Source organism: Lysobacter sp. Root690, from assembly GCF_001427785.1.
Taxonomy (GTDB): domain Bacteria; phylum Pseudomonadota; class Gammaproteobacteria; order Xanthomonadales; family Xanthomonadaceae; genus Lysobacter.
The window spans coordinates 682,072-709,035 of sequence record NZ_LMHM01000012.1 but is presented as its reverse complement, the minus strand read 5'-3'; the positions used below and the strand labels follow the sequence as shown (position 1 = coordinate 709,035).

The window sequence follows — 26,964 nt, the reverse complement described above, 5'->3', positions numbered from 1 at the left end:
ATCGGGAGTCGGGAGTCGGGAGTCGGGAGTCGGGAGTCGGGAGTCGGGAGTCGGGAGTCGGGAAGAGCGTAATTCGCTATGACTGCTTTTTACGTAATTTATCCGAAGCAACACCTCTTCCAGACCGACCGCCCTTACCTACCGTCATTCCCGCGAAGGCGGGAATCCAGTGCCTTTCATGCGAGAACGCTTGAAGTCAGTGGATTCCCGCTTTCGCGGGAATGACGGTCTGGAGGGATGACGCTGAAGGCTCTGGACTCCGGACTTCGCGGGAATGACGTTCTGGACAGATGACGCTGAAGGCTTTGGGTTCCCGCTTTCGCGGGAATGACGTTCTGGAAAGACGACTGAAGGCTCTTGATGTTCGGCTAGGCCGAAATAAAGCGGAGCCCGCCTTCGCGGGAATGACGCCCCGGAGAGATAACGCCGAAAGCGCTGAACGTTCGGCGCACCCAATCCAAGCAACCCTACGGCCCCTTAGGCACCGCAATCTCCGCCCTGGCCGCCCGCCCAGAACCAATAACCGCCTCCGCGCGCAACTCAAAACTCGCATCCTTCGAATACAACCCCGGCGTCGCCACCGCCGTCCACGCCGGGTAGTGATCCTTGAAGAATTCGCGATGCACTTTCAGCACCGGCGCGAGCCGGCGGCGGAACTCTTCGTGATCGCGGGCGACGTGGAAGCTCTGCAGCTCCACCACATCGTCCAGGCTCGCCCCGGCCGCGCGCAGATGCGACTGCAACTGCTGGAACAGCCAGCGCGCCTTGGCCTCGTCGTCGGCGCCCTCCAGCGCGGGAATGCCCGACACGATCACCCGGTCGCCGATCTTCACTACCGGCGAATAATGCAGATCGTGGTACGAGCCTTCCCAATCCTTCGGCGCGAAATGCTCGCGCGTCGGCGCGCTCGCCGATTGGGCGGACGCGGCGCCCGCGCAACACAAGGCGATGGACAGAACCAACAAACGCAGACGATCGCGCATGGCAAGACTCGGTGACCACGGGAGCCGTCATTGCACGCCACCGCGGCCGCGCCGTCATTGCCCGCAATCGCGGTTTCGCCGTCGCCGCCTCACGGGCCCCGTGTAGGAGCGGCGCAAGCCGCGACCGCACCCCACCAAACACGGCGCCATCCCGCCAACACCGCGCACCGGCAAACCCTTAACCCGATCGCGACCAACCCCAAGCCCCGCCGCACAACCGGCGATCAGTAATCCCCAGGATTAGCGCTATACACCACCGGCACCGTAATCGTCGCCGAACCGCCCGGCAGCAGATCCACGGTCAAACTTACGGCGTTGCCTCCCGCCGCACCACCGGACACCGCGCCGCAAGCCGAACCCACGCTGGCGCTGCAACTCCACGCGCCGGTCAGCGTGACCCCGGCCGGTAGCGGATCGTTGACTTGCGCGCCGACCACCGGGTCGGGACCGGTATTGCGCACGGTCACCACATAGTTGCGGGTGGAACCGGGCGTGTAACTGGCCTGGCCGCCGTCGTCCTTGCTGATCTGCAACGCGATCAACGCGGCGCGGTTGGTGATGGTGCAAGTCAGGTCGTTGCCGGCGTTCGGCGTCAGGCTCCAGTCGACCGGACCGTTGCCGCTCGGCGCGCCCGGCGTGGGCACGGCCCCGCTGCTGCCGGCATTGGCGACGCACGCAACCGATTTTTGATAGCGCGCGAACGGCGTGGCGCCTGCACTGAGCGCATCGCGCAAGCTGTAGCCGGTACCCGCGTTGACCGCGATCGCCCCGGTGCTGGCGCTGTTGCCGCTGCCGGACGTCGCCGCGCTGCCGAGCACGCTGGTGCTCTGCAACAGGCTGACCGTGAACTGGTCGGCCGCATTAGCGCGCGCGGCGACCTGCTTGACCAGAGTGAGGCGCGCCGTGGCCAGGGTCAGCGGGTGATCCTCGACCTCGCCGTCATTGGCGGTGCCGATCGGCGTGGCGATCTGCGCCGCATTGCTGGCGATGCGCAGCCGCATGAAGCTCAGGCCGGACTGGACCGTCGCCGGCACCGTCCAGTTGAGCGCGACCGTGCTGGTGCCGGTGCAGGTCGGGCTGTTGCTGGAGACTTCGCCCGGGTCGTTGAAGTCGCCGTCGCGGTTGAAGTCGATCCAGCCGCGCACCGTGCCCGGGCCGGTGCAGGCCACCGCCGGCGAGGTGTAGGTCTGGCCCGGTAATGCCGCGATCGTGCCCAGGGGCGCGGCGAACGCATCCTCGTCGTCCGGCGTGCCGACCAGGTCGTCCCCGTCGGCATTGGCCGAGAACGGCGTGTTGGCCTCCGAGTCCAGGGCATTGCCCAGGCGCGTACTCGGCGGCACCAGACTGGCGAGGGTGAAACCGCTCGCGTTGATGTCGGTGGTCGTGCCCGCGGTCAGCGTGCCGCCGCTCCAGGTGAACTGCGACAGATGCACCGGCTCGCCGTAACTGGCCGGCGCGTCGCCACGATCGCTGGCGTCGACGATGAACACCCCCAGCGCGACCGCCGAACCGCCGCCGCCGCGGAACTCGACCGCCGCGCTGGTCGCGTTCTCCATGAACGCCACGCCCATCGGACCGCTGGCGCAGTTGGTCGAGGCGCCGAAGCGCAAGGTGCTGGACCCGGCGTTATTGGTCAGCGTGGTCGGCGTGCCGGTGGTGCAGCCGGCGGTGCGGAAGCGGTCGATGATGCGCCAGGTGGTCGGCTGGCCGGCGTTGGTGGTGGCCATGGTGGCCTGCAGGTACTCGGTGCCCGCCGATTGCTCGGCATCGGCCACCACCAGGCCGTCGAGCGCGAACGCCGGCGGATTGGTCTGGCCCGGCGCGCCGATCGTCGCCGAACAGGCGAAGTTGAAGTTCACCGTGGTCGCGTCGACGCGATTGCGCAGGCCGATGTCCATGGTGTTCGCGCCGCCGATGCCGCCGACGTTGTACAGATCGTCCAGGCCGTCGCCGCTCCAGCCGCCGGGGCGGTAGATGCGCAGCGACGGCGCGGTGCCGCCGCTGATGTTGCTGAGCGCGCAGGTGACCCGCAGCTCCTGCCCGGACACGTTGAACACGTTGGTCACCGAGGTGCCGGCCTGCGGAATATTGGCCGCGTTGGTGCCCCAGTCGAACCACAGGATGTTGGGCCGGAACCGCCCCGCCCCGCCGGTCGCGAATTGCGCCTGGGCCGACTGCGGCAACGCGATGGCCAAGCCGGCCAGCGCGATCACGGCGAACAACGATAACGAGCGCGCGCCACGGCGCGGCGTGGGCGATACGGCGACTGCTGACATCAGGTAGCCCCGGGTCATGGACGGAATGTCCGCGCAGGACGCAAACCCTGCACGAACCGCGACCCGGCCACTGCCGCCGGGCCATCTATGCGCCGGAAGTGTGCCAAACCCCTTAGCGAATCTTGACCACGCCAGATTCACATGGCGCTTGTTCAGGCTCAGCCGCCGGCCGCGTGGGCACGCACCAGATAGTCCGTCACCAAGCCGGCGAAAATCGTCAGCCCGACCCAATGGTTGTGCAGGAACGCACGGAACAGCGGCTCGCGCTCGCGATGGCGCGCGATCACGAACTCGTACGCCACCAACGCCGCCGCCACCGCCAGCCCGGCGTAGTACCAACCCCCGAGTTCGGCGCGCTGCCCGACCAGGTACAAGGTCCAGAACATCAACGCGTACAACACGCCGATCGCGACCAGATCCATGTCGCCGAACAAGATCGCGGTCGACTTGGAGCCCATCTTCAGATCGTCCTCGCGATCGACCATGGCGTACCAGGTGTCGTACGCGGTCGACCACAGAATGTTGGCCGCATACAGCAGCCAGCCCAGCGGCGGCACCTCGCCGCGCACCGCCGCGAACGCCATCGGGATGCCCCAGCCGAACGCCATGCCCAGATAGACCTGCGGCAGATAGGTGTAGCGCTTGAGGTAGGGATAACTGGCCGCCAACACCACGCCGACGAAACTCATCAAGATGGTCAGCCGGTTCATCGTCAGCACCAGCGCGAACGCCACCAGCATCAGCGCCGCGAACACCGCCAGCGCCTCGCGCCCGCGCACCTCGCCGGTCGCCAGCGGCCGGTGCTTGGTGCGTTCGACATGCGGATCGAGCCAGCGGTCGGCGTAATCGTTGATCACGCAGCCGGCCGCCCGGGTCAACCAGACCCCGGCGCTGAACACGAACCAGGTCCACAGCGGCGGCACGCCCTCGGCGGCGATCCACAGCCCCCACCAGGTCGGCCACAGCAACAGCAACCAGCCGATCGGCCGATCGCCGCGGGTCAGTTTCCAGTACAGCGACAAGCGACGGCGCCAGTCCGGCGCGGGGATGGGGGAATGAGCGTGTTCCATAGGCGCCTAGAATAACGTGCGGGTCGGACGCGCAGGCTTGGCGGTGCTTGGTGGCGCTGGGTTCGCCTCGTCGGCGCGGGCCTGGCCGGTCAGGTCCCGCGCCCGGCGTCCCCACGTCCCGCCAAGCTCCCCGGCCCTTGGCCCCTGCGATCACCTCATCGCACCAGACCATCACCCAAACCGCCGGATTCCGTTAGAATGCCCGGCCGCACGACGATCTGCTCCGTGCGCACCGACAACGCGCCTGTAGCTCAGCCGGATAGAGTAGTGGCTTCCGAAGCCATTGGTCGGGGGTTCGAATCCCTCCAGGCGCGCCAAACTCCCAGCCTCAACTTTTTCTACGCCTCGTCGCTACGACGAAAAATGCCTTACTTCCGAGGCTTTTGTCGTTTTTCATTGGTCGGCGAGTTATCCACAGAGGGGCTGTTTGGCGATTTTTTCGCCTCTCTCCGGGCCGTTTTCTCCGGACCTGTGGTCGGCCGACCAATGGACGCCTATACGAATCAGTGACTTAGCAATGGTCTGAGTCAACAGTTTTTTTGACGTTTTGCCCCAAATACGGCGTCAAACCGCTTGATTCGAACAATGACGCAGGCTCTGGATGGGTGCAGCCTTCCCTGGTGCCGTCGATCGCGGCCTATTGCGTCCAACTTCAACTGGTTTCGCCATCGAGTTTTAAAGTACGGAACGAACGATGGCTCACAATTCTTTAGCCGTTGACTTCCCTCACCTCAGCACCGTCCAAATTCGCAATGATGCTGATCGTCCGCATCGCCGAGTCCCTGTCGGGGTATGACTCCCCGCAGGCCATCGGCTCACCATTTCCACCGACCAACCGCCAACGCCATTGACGATGGGTTAGCGACCCGGCCAAAAATGCATTCGCCAATGAGCGGCGCTCACCAACTTTCAAGCCTTCTTGATAAATCTCAAAGTACGGTTTCCCCGCCATGGCAGAGCCTCCTGTGTCTACACAGAGAACCACGCACGACACTGCTCGCGGCCAACAATCACAAGTTCTTAAACTGAACTGAAACCGCTCCACGGCTCAAATCTGACGGTCGAGCCAATAGGTACGCCCGACTGTACGACCACCAATGTTTGAGGCGGCATTTTGACGCGCCCACGGCTCCCGTTTTCAAACCAGTCTCTTCACGGCAGGGAATATCCTGCCGGCGGGTTACTGGCTTCACTTACAACGCTGCCCCTCCTTGCCAGGACGCGATTCTGCTGGGCTCCTGACCAGTCGCTTGTCGGCGGCAAGCGATCTCGCGTCATCAGAGATTGGTGGGTGACGGAGTAGCCAGTTTTACTGCCATTGCTCTTCAATTCCGTCGATCAAGTTCAAGGCAGTGCGCCGCCACATGCCCTCGTTCCGCTCCAGATTTGACCTTCTCGCCCGCCGAGCTGAAGATTGAGCAGAACTATGCCAGCTCGATCAGGGGGAGCCAGGATGGCCAAGAATGGAGGCGGCGGCTCCGATGAAGCTGGTCGGCCGCAGTTGCATGAAGTTAAGCCCCGCGAGCTCGTGGGACGAGAAGTGATCGCACGATTTGAGTGCCAGTTCCGAGCAGCAGCGTTGGAATGCTTACGCCTCCTCGAGGGGAAAGCGTTCGATCGGGTGTACTGCGACTATCAAGAAGACTTCGTGATACGTGAATCGCTTCATGAAGGATCGGCTTACCACTTTGTCCAAGTCAAAACGAAAGGAGCGAAAAAGCATCAATGGAGCCGACTTGAGCTCTTCGGAGTACCTCAGAAACTTCCGGCGGTCGTGAAGGCCGCTCACGCGCCAGGCGGTTGTGTTGGGAAGGCGGCCACATCTGAGCAGCTGAAGAAAATTAGAGGGAGCTTTGTCGGCAAGCTTTTGGAACATACGGTGAATTTCAGTGACGCATGCAAAACCGTAACATTCCTCACCAATGTGTACCTAGAAGACCAAGTAGAACAGATTTCAGAGGCTATTCGTATTGGTGATGTAAGCGAACGCACGGTTCGATACCTAGCTGATAACTACAGCGCTATTTTCGGAATTACGCACCCCTTCGAGATGAGTATCGCGCATGCCTGCATAGGCAAGCTACGTCTGTCCGCAGGTCATGACTATCTCGACCCTCATCATCCCCATTTTGAAAGCAAGGCAGTGAAAGCCGTTTGGGATTTTAGCGAGATCGATCTAACTCATACCGAGGGTATTGAGTTGGTGACGAAATTGTTAGGCTTGGTTCAAAAGAAATCAAGTCGCAAAATGTTACATGAGCTGACTTCAGAAGATCTAGACGACTTTGCCGGAGTCGGGGTCGATGACCTCCTGGACCTATTACCGATTTCTCGGGGCGCTTATCAAAATTTTCTCAGCGAGGGAGACAGCAATGCGCTAAAGAATGCCTCTATCCTTCAGCGAAAGCTCGGCCAAGCTGGCGCCAACCCGGAGCTCATCGAAACGGCATCTCGCTGGAAAATATCCTGGGATACCTGGTTCAGAACTTACCGTCATACGTACGAGCGAGAAATCAGCTTCTTGCAACATGCTCTCAATGGAATCTATGTTCGATGGGCTCGTGGAGAAGTGTCGTTCTCTGGGCTGCAAGTAGAGGTCGATGCGTTGAAGTCGAAATTATCTACAAACTCACTTGGATTAGCTCTCACAGAAGAGATGCTTACAGGTGGCGTCCTGGCAGAGCTGGTGAGGAGTGAATCTCGATGAAGTTCGCGGAGTTCTTTAGCCAGATCAGAGCCGATGGAATTGAAATCGAGTTCGACTATACGCATGGGTCGCCGCCGCCGAGACTCAATAATGAAGCAATGTTTCATCTTCCACTTATCGCCATCACCATACTGATGATTTCAAAGGGCCACGTAAAGCCGGCCTCTGAAGAGATCGGCCAGCTCATCGGCGATTGCTATGAGCGAACATTTCCGGGATTTCGCGGCTCGGCCCAGCATCTGGGCTGGTCTGCATCTCTTCGGGTAAGGACCGTCCAGGCGCTGGCGTTCTTAGAACAGGCCGAACTGGTAGAAGTAGACTCGACAAGTAAAAAAATATCTGCGACGGCAGCCGGTCGGAGTGTCATTGACCGAGCTATTTCAGCGAGCGGAGATCTGGCTTCCAATTTGATTTCCGTAGAAAGAAGCTATCGCAACATCCGCACCGAGAGGCAGCTGAGGCTGAGCCCCGCATGAAACTTATTAGCCTCCGGATTGTCGGTCGCGGGACTACAGCGTGGTCCTCGAGAAAGCTTGTCTTTGGCAAGCGAGCGACTCAATTGTTTGGACCCAATGGTTCTGGAAAGACTCCACTAGTGCAGTCGATCGTTTTCGCACTTGGATATAAGGTCGAATACCGCGATGACATCATCGAGCGATGCGATGACGTCATCTTGGAGGTCATGGTCAGCGACCGAAAATTCATCATTACTCGGAAAGTTAAAAGACCTTTTGACGTAATAGTCGAGGATCCAGACGGAGCTACGGCAGAATTCATAAGCGAGCGCGAGTACAGTCGCTTCCTCTTGTCTCTATGGCGCTTGGAAGATCCTGTTCTGACAACAGTTGCAAGCGCCTCAACTCACATTTATAGCCCGCAGATCTTGCCTTTATTTTACTTGGATCAAGATCACGGCTATTCGGATGAATATTATTCTGCGCAAAAATTCATCAAGAATCAGTACGCAGAGGCAATGCGCCTGGTATTTAGCCTTGGCCCCAGGAACTCGTTCGATAAAAGGCGCGCAAGAAACGAGTTGAAAGACCAGCTTGAGTATCTCGATCGGGCCATTATTCGATCGGAGAAAAGCATGGCTGAACTGGTGTCTGATCTTGGGGGGCCACGCCGATCAGTTCCGGAAATTAATCTTGACCTAAAGGTTGCTATCGATGGTCTTGAGGCATTGCGCGGAGGTGGCGATCTATCTGAGCAGGTTGATGTTGAACTCGATATTCGCATCGCCAGGCTGCAGAAGCAGGGGCGTGAATTAGCGCAAGAGCGATTAGAGCTGGAGGCGCGCGTGCGTGGCTTTGAACAGATCAAGCACGAAATCGAGGTAGAGGCCGACACTCTTTCATTGAACGAGGAGGCGCGGCGTGTCTTCGCATCGTTCGACGCTATTTGTGCCAGCGAAAACTGCGGCCTTTTTGTGCGGAGCTCGGCCACGTACGGCAAGAGCTTGCTCTATCTGAAGGATCAGATTAAAGATCTTGAGCGAAGCAATTTAATTCATCAGCGAAGAACCAATGAGATCGTGCGTGAGCTATCACGATTGGACCTTGAAATTTCTACGGCGAGACAGGAGCGTCTTGATTCGGTGAATCAGTCGTCCGTAGCCACCCTGGTAGGGGCGGTCTCTCAGTTGACGGAGCAAGTAATACAACTACGGCGAGCCAGCCAACTGGAAGAGGAGCTGATCCGAATAGAGTCTGACTATGTAGCGAAACTTGATGAACGCGAAAAAGTGCATTCGCGCTTGTCAAATCTGGACGCGCACTCAAGCGCGGCCGATCTCGACCTCCTGAGAATTCGAACGGCCATCGCCGAGAGGATCAAATTCTGGCTGGGCGTCCTTCGTACGCCAAACGTCAGCTTGGACGTTCAAGTGGATCGTGATTTCAATGTGGTATTCGGCGGCCAAAAAGTCACGAAGTTCAAGGGAAGCACGCTCACAAGAATAATTCTTGCGATCCGCACTGCTGCGTTTGATGTAGTAACGCAACCTGAGAACCCGGGTCCTCGATTTTTCATCTTAGATACACCCAGGCAACAGGATATATCTCGTGATGATCTAGCGGAGTACATAAAGCAAATCAAATTGCTAGCATCTGAGCGGTCCGCGCAGGTGATCTATTCCACTACGAACCATCGCTATGACCAAGGGCAAGACGACACAGAGTGGACGCCAGACTTTGTCGGGCTTGATCACCCGATGTTCTTAGGGATTGAATCGCCCAGGTTGTAGATACTCGACAACGAACAACTTTAATCGAAGCCGCTTCGCGGCTCGACGTGAGCGCTGTGGTTGACCGCGGAATTTGACGCGCCCATGGCTTCCAAGTTTAAACCACTCTCTCCATGGCAGGGTACACCGGACACATTTGGCGCCTTCAAGGGCAGCTCATGGATCATGGAGCGAACGCCCGAGAGCCTGCTTGGTCGCACGTGGCAGTCCACAAGCGTTGCTCAAGCGTTTAGGAGTGAAGCGACGTTGCTAGTATCGGCATCTGTAGACTTCATCAGCATGTATTCCATGCCGCTGGCGACAGCGGTTTGGCTGGCGAAGTCCTTCTTAGCCCGCACTACCGCGTCGTCGATCTGGTTATCGGCTTTCACCTCAACGATGACGTACGTGGTCGTGCCGTCCTCCTCGATACGTTCGAATAGGAAGTCGGGATAGTAGCTACGAACGGTGTGGCTTTCCGGGTCGATGTACTGGATGAAGAAATCGGATTGGCCGTGGGTCAACATGCCCGTGAAGTAGATCTTCTTGACCTTACTGTGCTGGAGTAAGTCCCAGAACAACTGCCGCTCGGAGCCGGAGTCGAAGCAGTAGGCGTCCAGGTGGAAGCTCTTTTCCTTGAAGTCGTTCGTAATGCTGCTGTCTGTCAGGCGGACTATTTTGTCCTTGGCGGCATTGACCTCGTAATAACCTTGCGGCGGGAGTTTGATCAGTTCGACCTCGTGCTCCTCGGTTTGCTTGGTTTCGTCCAGGTCATACAACAGCTTGAACAACCGTGGGATGATCTCGTCGTACAGAAGTTCGTTGAACTCGTTGGTGATGACCACCAACTCGTCCGTGCCTTCCTTGGTGGAATCCAGCAGGTCTTCCACTACCAGTGGGTTGCGATTGAGATAGCGAGCCACTTCTGCTACCAAGGTCAGGCGCGAGAATTCGCGCTTATGGCGGCGGTCGGTCAAGTCGCGGATGTCCACCTTCCCGGACTGTGCGGCATCTTCCAAGCTCAGTCCTCCCTGTCGCGTTTCCAGCAGGCGGTACTTTTCCGTCAACTCTTTCCAGGCATCAGTATCTGTCCTGTCTACCCCCAGCGCGACGCCGGGCTTGAACGCTTTCTCCTTCATTTCAAACTGCTTGCGCACGCGAACCAGCTTGATCTTCACGGACGGAAGAACCACCTTGATTTGAACACGCTCTTTGTTGTTGTCCTTCTTCTGCAACTCGTCGGTGCTGATGCGGAAGTTTTGCTGCAACTCGTCATTAAGAATTTTCAGGTTATCGTTGGAGAGGAAAACGTGACCCGTGTATTGGGTTTGGCCGATGGAACGTAGGCAGCGCATAGTGGCTTGCAGGACGAATATCTTAGACTTCGGCTGGCGAAATAAGCCGACGCCGAACAGGGAGCGGCAGTTCCAACCCTCGCGACCCTTGTTGACCAGGAGGATGAATTGCTTTTCCGATCCTTCGGTATCCAACCGATTGAACTCGCGGATATCGTCGTTGGAAGTGATTTTCTCGTCACCCACATTCACGAGAATGCGTGAGGTGGGAATGCCGTGTTTGACGAGAGCAGCTTCGACGGCGGGCTTCAATTCGCCGGTCAGTTCTTCCACTGTGCCTGCGAAAAATGCGATCTTCGGCCGCAAGCCTTCCGGTTCTAGGTCGGCTGTTTGCTTCAGGAACTCCTCGATAGCAATGCCCACGAACTCGTCGGTCCGGGTATTGGTGTAACCGTGCAGCTCGACATTCTTTAAGAAACCTTTGTCGATGGCCTCCTTTAGTCCGTATGCGTACACCACTTCTGGAAGAACTTCGCGGCCGACGTAGGGAGTGCCGGTGTAATTGAAACAAGCCACGACATGCGTGCCGGTGTTCTTCAAGCTCTTGGCCAGTTGGTCGATCGTCGTACGCAGGCTGGTGTCTGCTTCTTTTTGGCCGACGCCCATGTCCTTGGCCAAGCTTTTGCCGAAGGCGTGGTGGGCCTCGTCTACATAGATACCTAGTTGTTCCAGCCGGCGCAGCTTTTCGAAACGCTGGTTGGTGGTCAGATCGGCCTCATCCTCCGGCTGGTCGAAGCCATACAGGTCGGCGTTTTCGTCGTACACGCTGGACGGAGTGAGGATTTCTGCCGTGGCTCCGAACAGCTTGTCGGTAGCGTTCCTGTTCTTGTGCTGGCGTTTGAGAATGATCTTCTGGGTATTAGAGACGATAATATTGAACTTTGACCTGTCCATCGTGTCCAGTGAAGTGCCGGCTTCTTCCAGATAATGGAAATTCAGGTTCGCGGTCATCCATGAGACGTACTCCGATGGCACGACGCCGGACAGGTCAAAGCCTTCGATTTCCTTCAGCGATTGCAGCACCGTCTTGTCCGGGGCGAACACCAGCGCGTTGTGGCAGAAGTGGGGATCCTTCGGGAACTTGTTGGCAAGCAGAAACTCGTAAAAGATGCACGTCGCCATCAAGATGGTCTTACCTGTACCCATGGTCAGTGCAAAGATGTAGTTGGAGTACATCCGGCTGTTCTTGCGCATGCGGTCGAACAGCGTCTTGTATGAGCTCAGCTCAAGCTCATCGGAGTCACCGAACTGGAACATCTCCTGCCCAGCGGTCCCGCGAAACGAACCAAACTGGCGACCCTCGAACTTGCCGCTGCGCTCGTACCATGCTTTGAAGATTTCTTCGACCTTTGCGTTGCCTAGGAATTCCTTCAGGAAAACGTAGGTTTCCAGCGCCTCGAACTGCGGCTGGCGCAGGAAGGCCTTGGGGTTCTTCTCGGGGTCATTGAAGTCGAGGAACTTGCGGGTCAGCTCGCGATAGCTCTTACGGATGTTGCCTTTGTTGGCCTGATGGAACTGCCACAGGAAGCGGAAGAAAGCGAAGTCGAGCGAGGCGGCCACGCTCGACGGGCTTTCCTTGGCGGCCTTGCGCGTGCCCTTAGCCATTTCCGATGTTTCCTTCCCACGATTCAGAAAGCAGGTCGGTGATCTTGACGCGGATGGTACCCGCGTCGGCCGGCACCTTGTACTTGCCGGAGACGAGCTCATTCTTGTCCGGGATGTCAACCTCGGCCGGTTGCAGTACCGCGCCGTCATAGTTCCAGTCAATCAGCACGGATTCGACCAACTCACGCCATTCGCCGGCCGACTCCTTCTGCAAGGACAACTTTTGCAGCAGGCTCATCGGGTAGAAGCGCTCGATGGCCAGCTCGCCGTTCTTGACGACGACCTTGGCTTCGGAATCCCGTTTGAACTCCAGGTTGGACTTGTCGCGCAGAATGTCCACCACTTCCACGTTGATCAGGTATGGCTTGGCAGCTAGCACCAACTGGGCTGCCAGGTCGGGCTCGTGGCCCATGCAGACGAGCGTGACCTTTTCGACCGGGCGCGTGGGCGCTTCAGCCTTGCGGCGTTCCCAAGCCTTGTAGTCGAAGCCAGCGATCAGCTCATTGAGGTCGGCGCTGGTGGAGATTCGGTTGACGGGCATGATCTTCACCATGCGTCCATCCTTCTCGCCATCGAACACAGCACTGAACTCCAGCTTCTGGATTTCCAGTGCTTCAAGCAGCAGTTCTTTTGCTTGGGTCGGGTTCCGGAAAATATCGTAGTTGTTGACGTTGTAAACCTCGAATCCGGAAAACCGCTTCTCTCCATCCAGAAGAGACTGCTGGCGAAGGTCCTCTGCAGAACCATTCAATCGCTTAGTTGACGACTGAACTGCGCCAAGGTTGATGTCGGCTGCAATAAACTTACGGCCAAGTTTCTGAGCTACCACAGCGGCAGTTCCTGATCCGACAAATGTGTCTAGAACAATCCCTCCAACTGGGCAGCCAGCGGTAACAATTCTTTCCAGCAATTGCTCGGGCTTGCGGGTGGGGTAGTCAGATCCACCCTTCATCCGGCCACAGTCAGTCCAGATCGATTGCAATAGACGGCCGTTACTTTCCTCTAGAAAGAAGACCTTGCAGCGAGTAGAACCCTTATTCAGATCGCGAAGATAAAGATCCCCACGCTCCAGGGCTTGATCCATTTCCTCGGGAGAGGCATACGCCCAAACACGATTAGGCGACGGCCGGACCCCACGCCACTCGAATTGCCGCTTAGAGTCCTTCCCTTTGTAGGTTGTATTTTCTACCTTAAATCGCTTGCCAAGCTCTTTCGTTTCTTCCGAATAGGTGACCACCGAGCCATCATCCAAGCGAACTAAGCTATATTCGCTGAGCGCTGAAGCAGAAAGATTACCGGCAGCAGCCTGCCAGTCGTAGAACGCTTTCTCCTTCTTCTTGGCGACCCAGAATATGGTGTCGTGAATTATTCCAAGTCGACTCTTGGCATCGTTATGCGGGTCAGTCCGCTGCCAGACGACCTCGTTTAAGAAATTTTCCGGACCAAATACTTCCTCAAGCAAGCAACGTATGTGATGACTGCGATGCCAGTCGCATTGAACCCAAATGCTGCCTTCTTCTGTAAGCAACTCACGAAGAAGAACCAGCCTTTCATACATGAACTGGAGGTATTCATCGTTAGACCAAAGGTCACCATACTGCTTCTCTTCAAAGGCCGCGACGTCACCCGTGACCGTCTTGCCTTTTAGATGAATCTTTTTTCGATAGTCTGCTTTTGAGTCAAATGGCGGATCGATATAAACCATATTGACCTTACCCCTGAACTGCTTTAACAGGTGACTCATCACCTGAAGATTGTCGCCCCAGAAAATCTTGTTACGCCAGCCGTCCACCTCTTCGCCATGTACTTCCTTCAGCTGCGCCGGATAGAACTGAGTCGCCGTGAACGGACGCTTGCCGCGCCAGTTCAACATCGGATAGCCCTTGATCGGCTCGAATTCGTACTTCTCGACGTTGGTGGTGCTGCCGTCGGGCTTACTCAGTGACAGGTCGCCCTGCGCGATGGTGGTGGTCTTGCTCATGATCCTGTCTTCCTGAATTTCCAATTCTTGTTGTCGCAGTAGGCACGCATGTCGCATTCGACGCACAGCTTGGCCGGTCGGGCCGCCATCTGGTAGTCCCGCCGTTCTATGCGGGCCACGATGTCATCAAACCGGCCAATGGTCTTGCCGATGGCACGATCATCCTTCGGAAAGGAGACGTAGGGGTTGCCGCCTTCCTCGCCGGTGTAATACAGGTGCATCCGGCTGACTTTCTGCCCGGTGCGTTCCTCGACCAGATGGGCGTACACCTGCAACTGGCTTTGGTACTGCTTGAGCCGTTCCTTGTCCTTCTCCATGTCCGGCTTTTTTTCCGACTTGAAGTCGATGATCTCGACCGTGTCGTTCTCGCCCCGAATCAAGTCCACGCTGCCCTTGAGGATATAGCTATCCTTGACCAGTGAAATCTCGACTTCGGCTTCCTTGATCCTGTCCCAGTGGCCCTTCTCGCGCTCGTAGTAGCGCAAAACGTGGTTCAGTGCCGCCCGCTGGGAGCTGGCAGCCAGGTACACACGCTCCTTCTTGGACAGCGTGGCGTAGTTGGCCGAGAACCACCCGGCAATACTGTCACCGTCCAGCGTGCCTTCCTCGCCCCGCAACACCGTCTTGTGGATGTCCTCGATGGTCTGGTGCACCAACGTACCGAACAGGATCTGGCTCTCGCGGATGGGTGCAAAGTCCAGCTCCTTAAAGAAGCGATATTGCTCCGCGCAGTTCTCGAACACGGTGATGTGTGAGGTAAACGAATACTCGCGCTTGAGGTTGATCTCCTTCACCGGCTCGTAGTCCAGTACACCCAGGTCCACGTCACGCCACTTGGGAAGCTCTTCGAACATGCGCTCGAAGTACTTCGACGGCGCTCGGCGCTGGCCCTTTCCCCCGCGCTGCTGCGCTGCCAGCACTAGCAGGTTTTGCGCCCGCGAGAAGGCGGTGTAAAACAGTCGCGAGAAGTCGAAGGTCTTGATGTGCTCCAACGGCTCGAACGTGGCCTTGGACAAATAGCCGCCTTCCTCCAGCAGCACGTCCATGTCGCGGTGCTGCTTGCGCGGGCCAGCCTCCATCGAGCCGCACACCACCACAGGGAACTCCAGCCCCTTGGACTGATGGATGGTCAGGAACGAGACGCAGCCCTTGGGCGCGTAGTCAGCCGTGTCCTCGTACTCGCCGAGGCCGCCGTCCTTCAGGAAGCGGAGGTAGTGGTTGAACAGATCGCGTAAGTTGCGTTCCAGCCACTCCGGGTTCAATACGCTGACGTAGTGCAGGTGCTCGAACTTGGTCAGCAGGCTGGAAAAGGTCGCCAGGTTGCGGGCCGCACGCCCTTTGTCCACGCCGTGGGTCGCTTCCTCGCCCAGGTAGCGCGAGAATAGCGGGAACTGCAACAGCTGGTAGAAGAGGCTAGAGAAGGCATAGTCAGTGGTTTGGGCCAGCACGACGTGGCGCTTGGCCAGGGGCCGCGCCCACTCCAGCAGCGCCCTGTTCTCAGGCTTACGCAGCTCGTCGGCGAACGGCTTGAAGCACTGCTGGTCGTAGTAGTTCCAGATGGGCAAGGTCGCGCCATCCGACCATACCCGCACCTTCGCGAACTGCGGGAACAGGAAGATCAGCGCCCCGATCATCATCCGCACTTCTTCGCGCTCGAAAAACAGGTTGGAGCGCGGCGAATAGACCGGCACGCCGGCCCCTTCGAGGAAGCGGGCCAGGTCCTGGGCACGGTCACTCTTCACCGACTGGTACAGGAAGGCGACTTGGTTCCAGTCGGTAAGCTTGCCCGAGTCCTTCAGCGCATTTAGGAATGCCAGTACCTCAGCGTGCCACTGGGCGCTGTCTCCGGCGGGATCCGTGGCCCTGAGCTTCAGTACAGCAGGCACCTCAGGAAACCGAGCCTCGCGCGGCAGGATTTGCTTGTCGTAGCGATACTTTCGCTCACCGTCGTCCCACTTCTGGTCCAGCATCCATTCGTTGTAAAAGCGGATTATGTCCGGGTGCGAGCGATAGTTGACGGTCAACTGGACCTGCTTGCACTGGCCCTCGGCGAAGAGCTTAGGGAACTCCAGAATGTTGCGGATGGTGGCGCCGCGAAAACGGTATAGACCCTGGTCGTCGTCACCCACCACACATAGGTTCTTCTTTTCTCCGGCCAACAGCAGCAACAGCCGCTCCTGGATAGTGTTGGTGTCTTGGTATTCGTCCACCATTAGGTAGGACAGCTTGGCTCGCACGGCCTCCAGCACCTGGGGGTGCTTTTCCAGCAGTTGCAGCGCCTCGAACTGGATGCCGGAGAAGTCCAGCGCGTTGTGCTCGGCCAGAAGCTCCTGATAGCGGCGGAACAGCAGCCCCAACGCCTTTACTTCGACCTCCGGCGCTTGTGCGAGCGCCTCCGCGTCCAAGGCCTCCTCGCCGACCTTGTTGAGCCAATGCAGCAGGTTCTCGGACTGGTTCCAGCGACCGATGCCGTCATCGCCCATAACCATGGTGCCGTCCGCAATGGCGCGGAACTCTTTGATGCGCTGGTACAGGAAGTACTGCTGGTCGAACTGGTCGAAAAGGGTGAAGCTGCGCTTTAGGCGGGTGTATTCCTGATGGTCTTCTAACAGGCGCAGGCAGATGGAATGGAATGTCCCGAGGTACATCTCGTTCAGGTTGAACTTGATGTCCAGTTCGGCCAGCCGATTAGAGATGCGAGTAGTCAGCTCCCGCGCCGCCTTGTCAGTGAAGGTGACAACCAGCAGCGATTCTGGAGCAACGCCCTTGCGGGTGATGAGGTAGACGATGCGCTCGACCAGGGTGTAGGACTTGCCCGACCCTGGGCCCGCAATGATGAGCACCGGGCCTTCCGTAGTGAGAATGGCCTCGCGCTGTTGTGGATTGGCCGCGCTAAGAAGCGTCTCTTTGTCCCCCGACATCAAAGCCCCCTGTCAGGCCTCCGGAATCAAGCCCTGTAGGGTGGCGCCCTCCTTCCAGCAGGGGCGTCGCCCTGGTGGGCAACCAAGCCCCAATGCTCGCATGAAGTGGCGAGAGTTTGCACCGTTCAGCTACATTTGCGGACACCAGACGGGGGTAGGACGTTAAGGGGAGCGCTGTGGCATCGAACTACGAGGATATTTGCCGGCAGAATCGAGAGGACTATGGCAAAAAAGGCGCGAAGAAGTCAGGCGACCTTGCTGCCAGTCTCTATGACGACGAAACCCACTTCATCTATGAGTTGCTCCAGAACGCCGAGGATGCTCTTAAGCGCCGTGGCGAGGGGTGGAAAGGCTGCCGGCAGGTCAGTTTCGCCCTGAGCGATGCTCGGCTGGAGGTGTCCCACTATGGTCACCCCTTCACTGAGATCGATGTTCGGAGCGTCTGTGACATTTCCGAGAGCACCAAGGACGAGAACTCGATTGGCCGCTTCGGGCTTGGCTTCAAGTCGGTGTACAAGGTTTCGGATTTGCCGGAGATCCATTCCGGTGACGAAGATTTCGTCATCGACGCCTATGTTTTCCCAAGCAGGGTCGACAGAACGCAGCGTGATGCAGATGAAACCCAGATTTTCCTACCGCTGAAGGCGGATAGGGCCGCAATCAAGGCCCGCATTACCGCAGGCCTTAAGGCCCTGGGGGCGACTTCCCTATTGTTCCTGCGGCACATCCGAGAGGTTTCCTGGAGCACCGACGGTGGCGCTTCCGGCTTGTATTTGCGAGATGAGCCGGAAGCACTGGGTCCCAACATCAGCCGGATCAAAGTCATCGGCCAAGCCTCCGGCGCGGCAGATGTAGACCAGGATTGGCTGGTGTTCCACCGGGACGTGGGTAAGGGTCGCATCGAGCTGGCCTTCTCTGCCAGCACCGAAAAAGGCGACAAGAACAAATGGACGATGCAGCCATTGCCATCGTCGCCCCTCGTCGTGTTCTTCCCCACTGCCCACGCGACCAATCTCGGCTTCTACCTACAAGGTCCGTTTCAGAGTACGCCAAGCCGCGACAACATCAGGAGCGACGAGCTTTGGAACCATCACTTGGTTGCCGAAGCCGCCTCGTTACTGGTCGAGGCCATGATCTGGCTGCGTGATAACAATCGGCTGGACATCAATGCCTTGCGTTGCCTGCCTCTGGACAGGGCCAAGTTCCCCGAAGGCGGCATGTTTACGCCGATGTTCGATGCGGTGTTGCAAGCCTTTCAGAATGAGGCGTTCTTACCAAACGACAGTGGCGGCTACTCCAAGGCCAGCCAAGTCAAGTTGGGACGCACCAGCGACTTGCGCGATTTGTTCGACAGCAAACAACTTTCGGTTCTCTACGGCGAGCCAGACACGGAATGGCTGACCGGTGAAATCACTCAGGACAAGGCAAACGACCTGCGTACCTATGCGACGAACGAGCTGAAGGTGCAGGAAATCGTTCCCCGCGACATTTTCCCGAAGCTTCCGAAGCTGTTCCTCGAGGCACAGTCCGACGAGTGGATCAAGGGCGCTTACGAGTACCTGAAAGATCAGATCCACGTTCGGGCATTGATGGCGAATACACCCATTGTTCGTTTGAGCGATGGAACGCACGTTATTGCGAAGACGGATGGACAGCCTAATGCTTTTCTGCCGACGGATGACGAAACAGAGTTTCTAACAGTTAGACGCAGCGTGTGTGATACTGAAGAATCACAGAATTTTCTTCAGTCTATTGGCATCCAACATCCAGACCCGGTGGATGCTGTAATTCGGAAAGTCTTGCCGAAATATAAGGTAGCCGCAGGCGGGGCCATCGATACCGAAAATTACGATGATGACATCGCGCGTATATTGACGGCCTTCAAGACTGACTCAAATGCAAAGCGCATCGAGCTGATCAAAGAGTTGCAATCAGCGAGCTTTGTAATGGCTGTCGATACTGGCGATGGGCGCAGCTACTTGGCAATGCCAAGCGAGGTATACATCGCTTCGGATCGTATGTCTAAGTTATTCGCTGGCGTGGACAACATTTCTATCGTAGATACGTCTTACCCGGCGCTTCGCGGCGAGAGTATACGGACGCTTTTGGATTCATGCGGGGCGGCCAGGCATTTGCGAACAAAGCAAGAAGTGAACGCGCTTAGCCATGCCGAGTTGCGTCAGCTGCGTGAAGCCAGGGGACTGCCAGGCACTTCGTATCGAAGCGACAGGTGCATCGATTGGGATATAGAAGGGCTGGGTGATTTGCTGTCGCTATTGCCTACGCTGCCTCATGATTTCCGCAGAGAAAGAGCGAGGCTCTTATGGGAAGCATTGGATGAGTTGGAGTCGCGTGGAGGAAGGTCGCAGTTCGATGGTGCCTACACCTGGACGAACCGCGGAAATTACAACACGGACTTCCACGCCCATTTCATTCGGCGACTTATTGAGGGGAAATGGGTTCCAGACGCAAAAGGTGAGCTGCACCAACCCAATTTGATTAGCTTCGAGTCCTTGGATTGGAAGGCAAACCCATTCCTACAAACCAAGATTATCTTCAAGCCCAATGTTATCGATCAGTTGGCGAGAGAGGCCGATATTGACCCCGCTGCACTCGACTTGCTGCGAAAATTCAAGCTGACTGAAGCAGATCTGGCGGCATTGGTGGCCGAAAAGTTCGGCGTTGCGCAACCTTCCGGGGTGGACAGCACATCGCCCGAGGTTAACGAACCGATGATTCCTGTCGATACTGATGAAACCAGTCCCGCGCCAGAAGGTTCCGTCTATGACGAAAACAAGGATCTGTACGGCGATGACATGCCAGACAGCGCCGAAGGTTCGCATGACCCTGACGGCGGCGATGTTGAATCTGGCTATGCTGGCCGTACCACCAATGAGCACAGGAGCTTAAGGACGTCGGTGACCGGTGGCGACGGCTCCCGCTCCGCAGGCGGCAATCATTCTGGCCCATCTACCAACGGCAGTTCCCAGTCCGGTACAAGAGAACATGGCAAGCGCACTCCCGGTAGCTTGGGTGGGCGTCCTTTCATCTCGTATATCGGCACTCATCCGGACGTGGAAGAGGAAGACCCCGATGGTCTCAGCCAGTCTCAGCGCATGGGCATCGAAGCGGAGGCTATCAAGCACATCCTTCACGCTGAGCCACAGCTCCATACGACCGAATCGGGCAACGCTGGCTTCGATCTATTGGCCAAGGATGACCACAACCAGCCTGTACGCTGGATCGAAGTGAAGGCGATGACCGGCTCCCTGGAGCACCGCCCCGTCACCTTGTCCCACACGCAATTCGATCATGCGATCCAGAAGCGGGAGGCATACTGGCTCTACGTGGTGGAGTTCGCCACGGATCCCGAAAATCGCCGAATCTTGCGTATCCAGAATCCGGCAGGCAATGCCAAGTCGTTTACCTTCGACAGGGGGTGGACGGAGATTGCCCAGGTCAGTCTGCGGGAGTGACATTAGGTTCGCCCGCTCTGTCTAGAGTGCTTGGCTAAGTACCTGCATCGGGCAGCTTTTAGACGTAACTGGTCAAACGGTGTATCAATACCCCGGCGAGTGGGGCGATGTAGACTGCTGACCAGCTCGACCGCGACCAAGTGTCCTGATCCACGGGCTCGGGCATTGGCGCGTTGAGCCGCCAATGCCCCGTTGAGCGTTTCGCCATACATCGCGGCCACGAATGTTGCCGCCAGCATCGCCAAATTGACTGGAGCGCGCATACGCGGCATCGGCCCCTGAGATCTAGTCAGCCCTAGTTCAAGGGCTAGACCGATGGTCCGGCAGGCAATCATGAAATCGCCCATTCAATGGCAGTAGTTCTCGCTGAAGGTTTGGAATTCCAGTTAGTACGCATACCTGCATTGCGGCGATCATAGCCAAGCCATTACTCACTCTGACGTTCTGCACAATCAGCACCAGAGGGTAGCCATCAATCATGCGTTGAAGTGGATGGATACCGGCGTGCGTAAAAGAGTTCAGCGCCTTCCATGAGTAGCTCTTGAACTCGCTCAAGGCATCGAATGGGACCTTCGCTGCAGGCACTTTTCCTAATGCCTCTAGCATGTCGTGGACTGAAGGCAGGTTCTTCGCGGACTGCTCGCTCGCGTCATTCAGCGGAGAGGCCAGCCGTTGTACCTGCTCGTCGGTAGCGCAGTACAGCACCCAGATTGCGCGGACGACGGCTTCGAATTGAGAGCGCAGAATGACAAAGCCACTTGCGAACATTCTGCTCTCTGACAAAGCTCTCAGAGCGCAACAATGCTCGATCGACATCTGGCAAAGATTGGCCGAGACCGCAATACGCGCGGAACCGTCACACATTGGACGGTCGATTATCTCCACGATGTTCTGAACGAGAAGATCAGAGCGGCGGAATACTTCGTGTTCGATCATGCCTGCACCGGTACGTTATTGGGCTGGAGTCTGCCTACGCCGCTCTATGAGGTAGTCGACCGGATCAGGGCACCGGCTTGCTCTGGGCAGCTTTCTTTTTTACAACCGTTTTAACCGCCTTTTGGCGGGGTTTAGACGCACTGTGTTGCTCCAGCAGTTCGTGGACCTGCGCCTTGCTCAAGCCGCGAATCAACGCAATCTTGTCGAGGAACTCTTGGCGAGGACGGGTCTCGGTCTGTTCCCAGTTATACAGTGCTTGCGAGCTGGCGCCGAGCAACGGTGCGAATGCATCGCGAGACAATCCAAGTCGCTCTCGCAATTTTCGCAGAAGCGCACCGGAGTACCGTGACTGCTTGCCAGAGTCGGTCGAACCTGCCTTGACCGGCGCACTCTTCGGCGCGCCCTTAGCCAACTTCACAACATCCCGTTGCAATCTATCCACTTCGCTTTTAAGCGCAGCGATCGCTTTGCGCTGTGCTAACACCTGTGCGCGAAGTGGATCGACATGTTGCCGCATTTCCTTCCGTGCCAGACGGGTGATCTCTTCTTTTAAAACTGTAGCGATGTTCGGCATTTGATACTCCTCGGGTTCTTTTTTCAGGATAAACGATCGCGTCATTGGCGCCTAATCGTAGCCCCTCGTTCCAGGCCAAGGCGATCCAGCTGTTCTTCCCACAGGATGGGCGGGCTCATGCCGAGCCGGTCAATTTGCACATCAGGAACGGTGTCATCCAAAATCCCCGCGATGATCTCAGGGGCGAGCAAAGTCAGGTTGATCATCCGACCTACATAGCTGTTGTCGGTCGATTCGCGTTCGGCGATCTCTTTCGCGGAGGCAACTTCGCCGTTTTCCAACATGCCTCGCCATCGAAAGCCACGGGCCAGCGCGCGCTGTAGCGAAGTCAGATCAGACGCCGACGCTGCTATTGAGATGTCTTTCGGAAGCCCGATCCGCTTTCGCCCAGCTCGCCGGGTAATGCTCACCGGCAGGATGACCGTAAGCGCTCCGTCGCTGGTGACGATGATGTTCGGCGACCCGGCAATCTTCAGCATCGGCTTCATGCTGCCACCGCCTTGCGCTCAAAGTCGCTCGCAAGCGAGGCGATGCCATTGGGATGAAACCTAATCTCGATCGCCTCGGGACGCACCAGCACTTGCTCCACCAACAGCTTGACGAGCCGCTGTTGCTCAGCGGGAAATAGGGCATCCCAAACCTGATCGAATTGCCGCATTGCCACGGTCACCTTCGCTTCGTCCAGCCCGCGGTCGATAGCAGCGGCCTGCTGCGTAATGAGCCGAAGCATGTCCTCGGACGTCAGCAGCGTGCGCAAGTACGACATGACAAGGGATTCAAACTCCTGCGCCGGAAGGCGCGGCATCGTGGTGGCCGCCTTACCCTCGTGGATCTGCGCGGTACTGAGGTAATAGCGATACATACGGCCGTTGCGCTTGGTCGTATGCCACGGCGTGAGGGCGCGACGGTCGGGGCCGAAGACAAGACCTTTGAGAAGAAAATGCACCCGCGCGCGGCTGGCGTTGCCGCGTGCATGCGAGTTCTTTGCCAGCACGGCATGCACCTGTTCCCACAAGGCCACCTCGATGATGGGCGGGTGACATTCCTTGAAATACTGATCTAGATGCTTCAACTCGCCCAGGTAGGTGCGATTGTGCAGAATCTTCTGGATCGTGCTCCTATCGTGCGGCTGGGGCGCTCGAACCCGGCCGTCGCGTGTCGTCCACGCCTTGCTCTGGTAACCCATGCCCCGCATATCGTTGACGACCGTCAAGATTGATTCCGTTTCGATCAGCCGCCGAAAGATCATTCGGACCTGCGCCGCCTCGTAATGATTGATCACCAATCGCCGGTCCTTGACGTTGTAGCCCAACGGTGGGATGCCGTGCATCCACAGCCCCTTCTTCTTGCTGGCCAGCATCTTGTCCCGCACACGATCGACGGCCAGCTCCCGCTCAAACTGGGCGAACGTCATCATCATGTTCAGGGTCATCCGACCGACCGCATCCTTGGTGCTGAAGTTTTCCGTGATAGATACCAGCGTGACCTTGTGCTGGTCCAGAAAGTCGATCAGCACCGGGAAGTCGCGCATTGAGCGTGTCAACCGATCCAGTTTGTAGACCACCACCACATCGATCCGGCCCTGTCGGATGTCCTCCATCAAGCGCTGCAACACCGGGCGATTCATATCACGGGCCGAGACCGCCAGCTCGTCGTAATCGTCGGCGACCTGCGCCCAGCCCTCGCTGCGCCGGCTCGCGATGTAATTCGCGCCGCCGTCTCGCTGCGCTTCGATGGAGTTGTATTCGCGTTCTAGCCCCTCCTCGTTGGACTTGCGCGTATAGACAGCGCAGCGCAGCCGGCTTGGGCTGGCGGCGTTCATGCGGCCAACCTGACCAGTACGGCCTCTAACACCCGACACTCCAGCGGAAGGACTTCATGCTTCTTGAGGAACCGGCTGAGCATCTGCCGGGACTTCTCGACACCGGATAGATGGTCCCAACCGCAGAATGCAATGCAGTCCAGATATCCATTAGCCGCATCGAGCAGCATTCGTTGGAAGTCGGGCCGTACCTGCGTGTCGGGGCAGAAGCCGTCGTCCGTGTACAGGGTGATTATTGGGAACGGATCGGTGCAACGTTCAAGCGTTCGCATGATGACCTTGCGTTGGAACCCAACTTCGTCCCGATCTTCCGAGAACGTATGGCAGTAGACAGCGACTCGGAGCGGCTCACGAATAGCGGACATGGTAGATCCTCAAGGTACTTTGCTTCGCAGCGCTGACAGGGCGCGCACGAACCAAGGAGAAGGGGGAACCGCATGGGCGGTGACTATGTCTGAGCTGACGGTGTTGTCGGAGCTGATATCTGGTGTCGTAGGCACGATATTGGCGGCCACAATTAGCGGGATTCCGGCGTCTTGGAATCGAACCCGAAGGCGTAGATCGTCCATGTACGATCGAGTCAGCCGATCGTTGGACGTCACCACAATGGCCCGAACAAGGCCGGCGTCCACGTGCTGGAGAAGGGCCTGAAGGGCGGGACGTCGCACCGTCGACCCAGCCATTCCCTCATCGCAGTACGTCACCGTGGCGAGTTCGCCGAACTGGGCCTCGGCCGCGCGCTGCGCCGCCTCGTATTGCTGGGATATGGCTTTAGCGTCGGGCTGGTCCGAGCGCGCATAGATCACGATGCTGCCGCTGTTCCTTTGATGGCTCATGTTCCCCGCTCCTTCTTGTCGTGATTAGTTCGCAAGCCAAAGAACGCCGGCCCGGACCAGCGCGTTCCGGTGATCTCCCGCGCCACCTTCGATAAGCTGCTGAATTGTCTGCCCTGGTATTCGAAGACATCGCCAGCGAGCACCGTCACTCGATGCACTTGGCCGTTATGGACGCGGGTGAGCACACTGCCCACCAGCGGAGCCGTATGCACCGGCCGACGACTGACCCGCCCCGTATCGATCAGTTGCTTTATGCGCCTGGCGTTGTCATCGATTAGCATCGGGTGGGAAACCCGATACGCATCTTCTTGAATGCGGTGCGCAAGGCGTCGTACTACGTAGCGCCTGTTGTTGATGCCCGGCGGCTCGCCAAACAAAGTGACCCATCTTGCTTTGAGTTGACTCCAAGGCAAATCCGGCAAGGCAGCAATCTGCGCTGCGGTAGATTCTGTTTCTTCCAACGATTGCGATGACACGCTAGCCTCCAGGGCTCTCCAAGGTGTTGACATGGACACTCGGGTGGCCCGGTTTATCAAGTCCAACTTCGCCGGATAGCGACGATGTCCGGACCGCGCTGCTTCGCAATCGAACAAGTGCGTGCGCGATGATCTGCGCTACGGCCTGATTGCGATCAGCAATCGATCGGGCAGCGGTTTTTAACGGTTGCTCAGTCACTACTCGCGCTCCTTCTGCGGGATGAATGAACTTGACTCGGATCAACGGTGCTTTTCGGAAGCACTTCGTCTCGGACCGCGACCTCACCGTTGTTCCATTCGATGAAGCGAGCAAAGTCGTCGCGGGCGCAAATCTGACGCGGACTCGTGACTTGTCCTCTGTATTTAGCGCGCCTAAGGACCCACTCCAGTTTCGGCCGCCGATGGCCAGACGCGTGCGCCTCAGCCAACGCGAGGATGAAGTCGCGCTGCTTGCGATACAGAAAGAGGTCCTGTCCATTCATTCGCAAACGCGATCCATCTGCGCTGACGTCGAACCACAGGTTGTCGTCGCGCGGGCGCATCCGCACAGATATCGCAGGCACCACCAAGCCGCCTAGCCGATCGAGATCGAGCAACAGCCCCTGTGGCTCTAACTTGGCAACCTGAATCAACGGCACCACCATGCGACTGGAATCGCCGATGTCGCGCGTGAGTACCTTAGACGTGGTCAGGACCATCTGGCTTGCAGCCTCCTCTTCCACTAACGCCCGCACCACGGGTTCGTAGTCCACGTGCCAACCGCACCGGAGCAAGTAGATCGGGACGCTGCCACTCGCGGTCGGCAACATCGCCAATCGCCACAGGCGATACGGCAACAGTTCGACCGCCCTGGCGCCTTCGCCTGCCATGGCCTCGCTCAGCACCTTCGGCAGCCACTCGTGACGAACCTGTGCGGCTTGGAATGCCGGCCACACATCAACGTCCCCGCCGCATGCGTTGCATCGCAGCGCGTGATCGCTGTAGCTGTAGACCTGGCGTGTGTCGACAAAGCGACACGCCTTGCAGGTCCAGCGCACAGCACGTTTGGCCGGATGCATCGCACCCAGATCGATCAATGCACTTTGTTGGCTACCGCTGCTTGAAGGCAGCAGAGCGCCGACCGGTTCGGTTTCGAACCGGTGAAGGTAATTTCTGAGCACGGAAAAGCTTCCTTACCAAAGGAAATCGCGGACGTAGTTGCCCGTCAAATCGTTTCCGATCTGAAGTTAATTCGTATGCGTTTCGCGGGGGCGTACGTGCCCGTCAGGCCGTTGCCGACCTCAAAGCGAATACAAGCGTTACAAGTGCCTCAGCGAATCGGCGAGGCCGATTGCAGATGCATACCTTGTTGATTGCAGATCACGCGTTCGAAAACGTGGCCGCAATCGCGATCCGGAATGCCGGACGCTGTCCCTGGTAGGAAGTAGTTTGTATACGGGGCTGACAAGGTTGCCGTCAGCGTGTGGCGAAGTACCAATCCATTGTTCATTGTCAGGTCTCCTTGCTGAGACCGCTTTTAGTTGTTGTTGTGTTGCCTGAACAAAGACTATCGCGCAGATCGGCGGCCACGCAATATCACAAGCGCGCCCAAATGCAAATCACACGGGACTGTCTGAACGCTGATTCATTCTCGGTTAGAAAAACAGCCAATTTTTCGATGTTTTCTGTCTACGTTGCTATCGATTGCTAGCTATTCGTAGTTGGTTCGTAGCTGGTTTCTTC

The 26,964-nt window shown here is 57.7% G+C and carries 19 protein-coding genes and 1 tRNA gene; 5 read left to right on the top strand and 15 right to left on the bottom strand.

Going from position 1 to position 26,964, the window contains the following annotated elements:
- Positions 1-467: 467 nt before the first annotated feature.
- The 3 genes from ASD86_RS10940 to ubiA form a co-directional block, all read right to left on the bottom strand.
- Positions 468-983, bottom strand: coding sequence for a Rid family hydrolase (locus ASD86_RS10940; RefSeq protein WP_056110276.1), 516 nt, complete (start codon positions 981-983; stop codon positions 468-470).
- 224 nt (positions 984-1,207) lie between these two features.
- A complete protein-coding gene (locus ASD86_RS10935) occupies positions 1,208-3,277 on the bottom strand; it encodes a CshA/CshB family fibrillar adhesin-related protein (protein ID WP_235567720.1) in 2,070 nt (689 codons plus the stop codon).
- Between the two features lie 140 nt (positions 3,278-3,417).
- Entirely contained in the window at positions 3,418-4,329 is a 912-nt protein-coding gene (ubiA, locus tag ASD86_RS10930) for a 4-hydroxybenzoate octaprenyltransferase (protein ID WP_056110273.1), read from the bottom strand.
- 240 nt (positions 4,330-4,569) lie between these two features.
- Between ubiA and ASD86_RS10925 the strand changes: the two genes are divergently transcribed.
- From ASD86_RS10925 to ASD86_RS10910, 4 genes are all read left to right on the top strand, one after another.
- Positions 4,570-4,646 (top strand) — tRNA-Arg (locus ASD86_RS10925).
- Between the two features lie 1,136 nt (positions 4,647-5,782).
- Positions 5,783-7,036, top strand: coding sequence for a dsDNA nuclease domain-containing protein (locus ASD86_RS25935; protein ID WP_162253653.1), 1,254 nt, complete (start codon positions 5,783-5,785; stop codon positions 7,034-7,036).
- Positions 7,033-7,512 (top strand): hypothetical protein, encoded by a 480-nt coding sequence (locus ASD86_RS10915; protein WP_056110269.1) that lies wholly within the window; start codon positions 7,033-7,035, stop codon positions 7,510-7,512. The genes ASD86_RS25935 and ASD86_RS10915 overlap by 4 nt, the downstream gene beginning before the upstream one ends.
- Before the next feature lie 119 nt (positions 7,513-7,631).
- Complete coding sequence (locus ASD86_RS10910; RefSeq protein WP_056110267.1) at positions 7,632-9,281, top strand: hypothetical protein; 1,650 nt, start codon at positions 7,632-7,634, stop codon at positions 9,279-9,281.
- Positions 9,282-9,502: 221 nt separating this feature from the next.
- On the opposite strand, the gene ASD86_RS10905 is transcribed toward ASD86_RS10910, so the two are convergent.
- Genes ASD86_RS10905 through ASD86_RS10895 form a run of 3 tightly spaced genes read right to left on the bottom strand, consistent with a single transcriptional unit; the run spans position 9,503 to position 17,122 of the window.
- Positions 9,503-12,220: a TnsA endonuclease N-terminal domain-containing protein gene (locus ASD86_RS10905; RefSeq protein WP_056110265.1), complete on the bottom strand. Its 2,718-nt coding sequence runs from the start codon at positions 12,218-12,220 to the stop codon at positions 9,503-9,505.
- The gene (locus ASD86_RS10900) at positions 12,213-14,201 is read right to left on the bottom strand and encodes a site-specific DNA-methyltransferase (RefSeq protein WP_056110263.1); all 1,989 of its coding nucleotides are present in this window, start codon (positions 14,199-14,201) and stop codon (positions 12,213-12,215) included. Before ASD86_RS10900 ends, ASD86_RS10905 begins: the two co-directional genes overlap by 8 nt.
- The gene (locus tag ASD86_RS10895) at positions 14,198-17,122 is read right to left on the bottom strand and encodes an ATP-dependent DNA helicase (protein WP_056110261.1); all 2,925 of its coding nucleotides are present in this window, start codon (positions 17,120-17,122) and stop codon (positions 14,198-14,200) included. The genes ASD86_RS10900 and ASD86_RS10895 overlap by 4 nt, the downstream gene beginning before the upstream one ends.
- A gap of 176 nt (positions 17,123-17,298) precedes the next feature.
- Between ASD86_RS10895 and ASD86_RS10890 the strand changes: the two genes are divergently transcribed.
- Complete coding sequence (locus ASD86_RS10890) at positions 17,299-20,598, top strand: DUF3883 domain-containing protein (RefSeq protein ID WP_056110259.1); 3,300 nt, start codon at positions 17,299-17,301, stop codon at positions 20,596-20,598.
- A gap of 300 nt (positions 20,599-20,898) precedes the next feature.
- On the opposite strand, the gene ASD86_RS10885 is transcribed toward ASD86_RS10890, so the two are convergent.
- The 9 genes from ASD86_RS10885 to ASD86_RS26670 form a co-directional block, all read right to left on the bottom strand.
- Positions 20,899-21,534 (bottom strand): hypothetical protein, encoded by a 636-nt coding sequence (locus tag ASD86_RS10885; RefSeq protein WP_056110257.1) that lies wholly within the window; start codon positions 21,532-21,534, stop codon positions 20,899-20,901.
- 64 nt (positions 21,535-21,598) lie between these two features.
- The gene (locus ASD86_RS25930; RefSeq protein ID WP_082578256.1) at positions 21,599-22,153 is read right to left on the bottom strand and encodes a helix-turn-helix domain-containing protein; all 555 of its coding nucleotides are present in this window, start codon (positions 22,151-22,153) and stop codon (positions 21,599-21,601) included.
- On the bottom strand, positions 22,150-22,596 hold the full coding sequence (locus ASD86_RS10875; protein WP_056110253.1) for a hypothetical protein: 447 nt from the start codon (positions 22,594-22,596) through the stop codon (positions 22,150-22,152). Before ASD86_RS10875 ends, ASD86_RS25930 begins: the two co-directional genes overlap by 4 nt.
- Positions 22,593-23,930 (bottom strand): recombinase family protein, encoded by a 1,338-nt coding sequence (locus ASD86_RS10870; RefSeq protein WP_056110251.1) that lies wholly within the window; start codon positions 23,928-23,930, stop codon positions 22,593-22,595. The genes ASD86_RS10875 and ASD86_RS10870 overlap by 4 nt, the downstream gene beginning before the upstream one ends.
- Positions 23,927-24,295: a hypothetical protein gene (locus tag ASD86_RS10865; protein WP_056110249.1), complete on the bottom strand. Its 369-nt coding sequence runs from the start codon at positions 24,293-24,295 to the stop codon at positions 23,927-23,929. Before ASD86_RS10865 ends, ASD86_RS10870 begins: the two co-directional genes overlap by 4 nt.
- A 9-nt stretch (positions 24,296-24,304) precedes the next feature.
- The gene (locus tag ASD86_RS10860; RefSeq protein ID WP_056110247.1) at positions 24,305-24,766 is read right to left on the bottom strand and encodes a recombinase family protein; all 462 of its coding nucleotides are present in this window, start codon (positions 24,764-24,766) and stop codon (positions 24,305-24,307) included.
- The gene (locus ASD86_RS10855) at positions 24,763-25,242 is read right to left on the bottom strand and encodes a DUF2924 domain-containing protein (protein ID WP_056110708.1); all 480 of its coding nucleotides are present in this window, start codon (positions 25,240-25,242) and stop codon (positions 24,763-24,765) included. Before ASD86_RS10855 ends, ASD86_RS10860 begins: the two co-directional genes overlap by 4 nt.
- A 191-nt stretch (positions 25,243-25,433) precedes the next feature.
- Complete coding sequence (locus ASD86_RS10850) at positions 25,434-26,402, bottom strand: hypothetical protein (protein ID WP_157476486.1); 969 nt, start codon at positions 26,400-26,402, stop codon at positions 25,434-25,436.
- Between the two features lie 149 nt (positions 26,403-26,551).
- Positions 26,552-26,731, bottom strand: a complete 180-nt coding sequence (locus ASD86_RS26670) for a hypothetical protein (protein ID WP_157476484.1) — start codon at positions 26,729-26,731, stop codon at positions 26,552-26,554.
- Positions 26,732-26,964 lie beyond the last annotated feature (233 nt).

Bases quoted from the DNA above. Each gene is read 5' to 3' on its own strand.
- ASD86_RS10940 (WP_056110276.1), bottom strand. From the start codon at position 983: ATGCGCGATCGTCTGCGTTTGTTGGTTCTGTCCATCGCCTTGTGTTGC.
- ASD86_RS10935 (WP_235567720.1), bottom strand. From the start codon at position 3,277: ATGACCCGGGGCTACCTGATGTCAGCAGTCGCCGTATCGCCCACGCCG.
- ubiA (WP_056110273.1), bottom strand. From the start codon at position 4,329: ATGGAACACGCTCATTCCCCCATCCCCGCGCCGGACTGGCGCCGTCGC.
- ASD86_RS25935 (WP_162253653.1), top strand. From the start codon at position 5,783: ATGGCCAAGAATGGAGGCGGCGGCTCCGATGAAGCTGGTCGGCCGCAG.
- ASD86_RS10915 (WP_056110269.1), top strand. From the start codon at position 7,033: ATGAAGTTCGCGGAGTTCTTTAGCCAGATCAGAGCCGATGGAATTGAA.
- ASD86_RS10905 (WP_056110265.1), bottom strand. From the start codon at position 12,220: ATGGCTAAGGGCACGCGCAAGGCCGCCAAGGAAAGCCCGTCGAGCGTG.
- ASD86_RS10900 (WP_056110263.1), bottom strand. From the start codon at position 14,201: ATGAGCAAGACCACCACCATCGCGCAGGGCGACCTGTCACTGAGTAAG.
- ASD86_RS10895 (WP_056110261.1), bottom strand. From the start codon at position 17,122: ATGTCGGGGGACAAAGAGACGCTTCTTAGCGCGGCCAATCCACAACAG.
- ASD86_RS10885 (WP_056110257.1), bottom strand. From the start codon at position 21,534: ATGATCGAACACGAAGTATTCCGCCGCTCTGATCTTCTCGTTCAGAAC.
- ASD86_RS25930 (WP_082578256.1), bottom strand. From the start codon at position 22,153: ATGACGCGATCGTTTATCCTGAAAAAAGAACCCGAGGAGTATCAAATG.
- ASD86_RS10875 (WP_056110253.1), bottom strand. From the start codon at position 22,596: ATGAAGCCGATGCTGAAGATTGCCGGGTCGCCGAACATCATCGTCACC.
- ASD86_RS10870 (WP_056110251.1), bottom strand. From the start codon at position 23,930: ATGAACGCCGCCAGCCCAAGCCGGCTGCGCTGCGCTGTCTATACGCGC.
- ASD86_RS10865 (WP_056110249.1), bottom strand. From the start codon at position 24,295: ATGTCCGCTATTCGTGAGCCGCTCCGAGTCGCTGTCTACTGCCATACG.
- ASD86_RS10860 (WP_056110247.1), bottom strand. From the start codon at position 24,766: ATGAGCCATCAAAGGAACAGCGGCAGCATCGTGATCTATGCGCGCTCG.
- ASD86_RS26670 (WP_157476484.1), bottom strand. From the start codon at position 26,731: ATGAACAATGGATTGGTACTTCGCCACACGCTGACGGCAACCTTGTCA.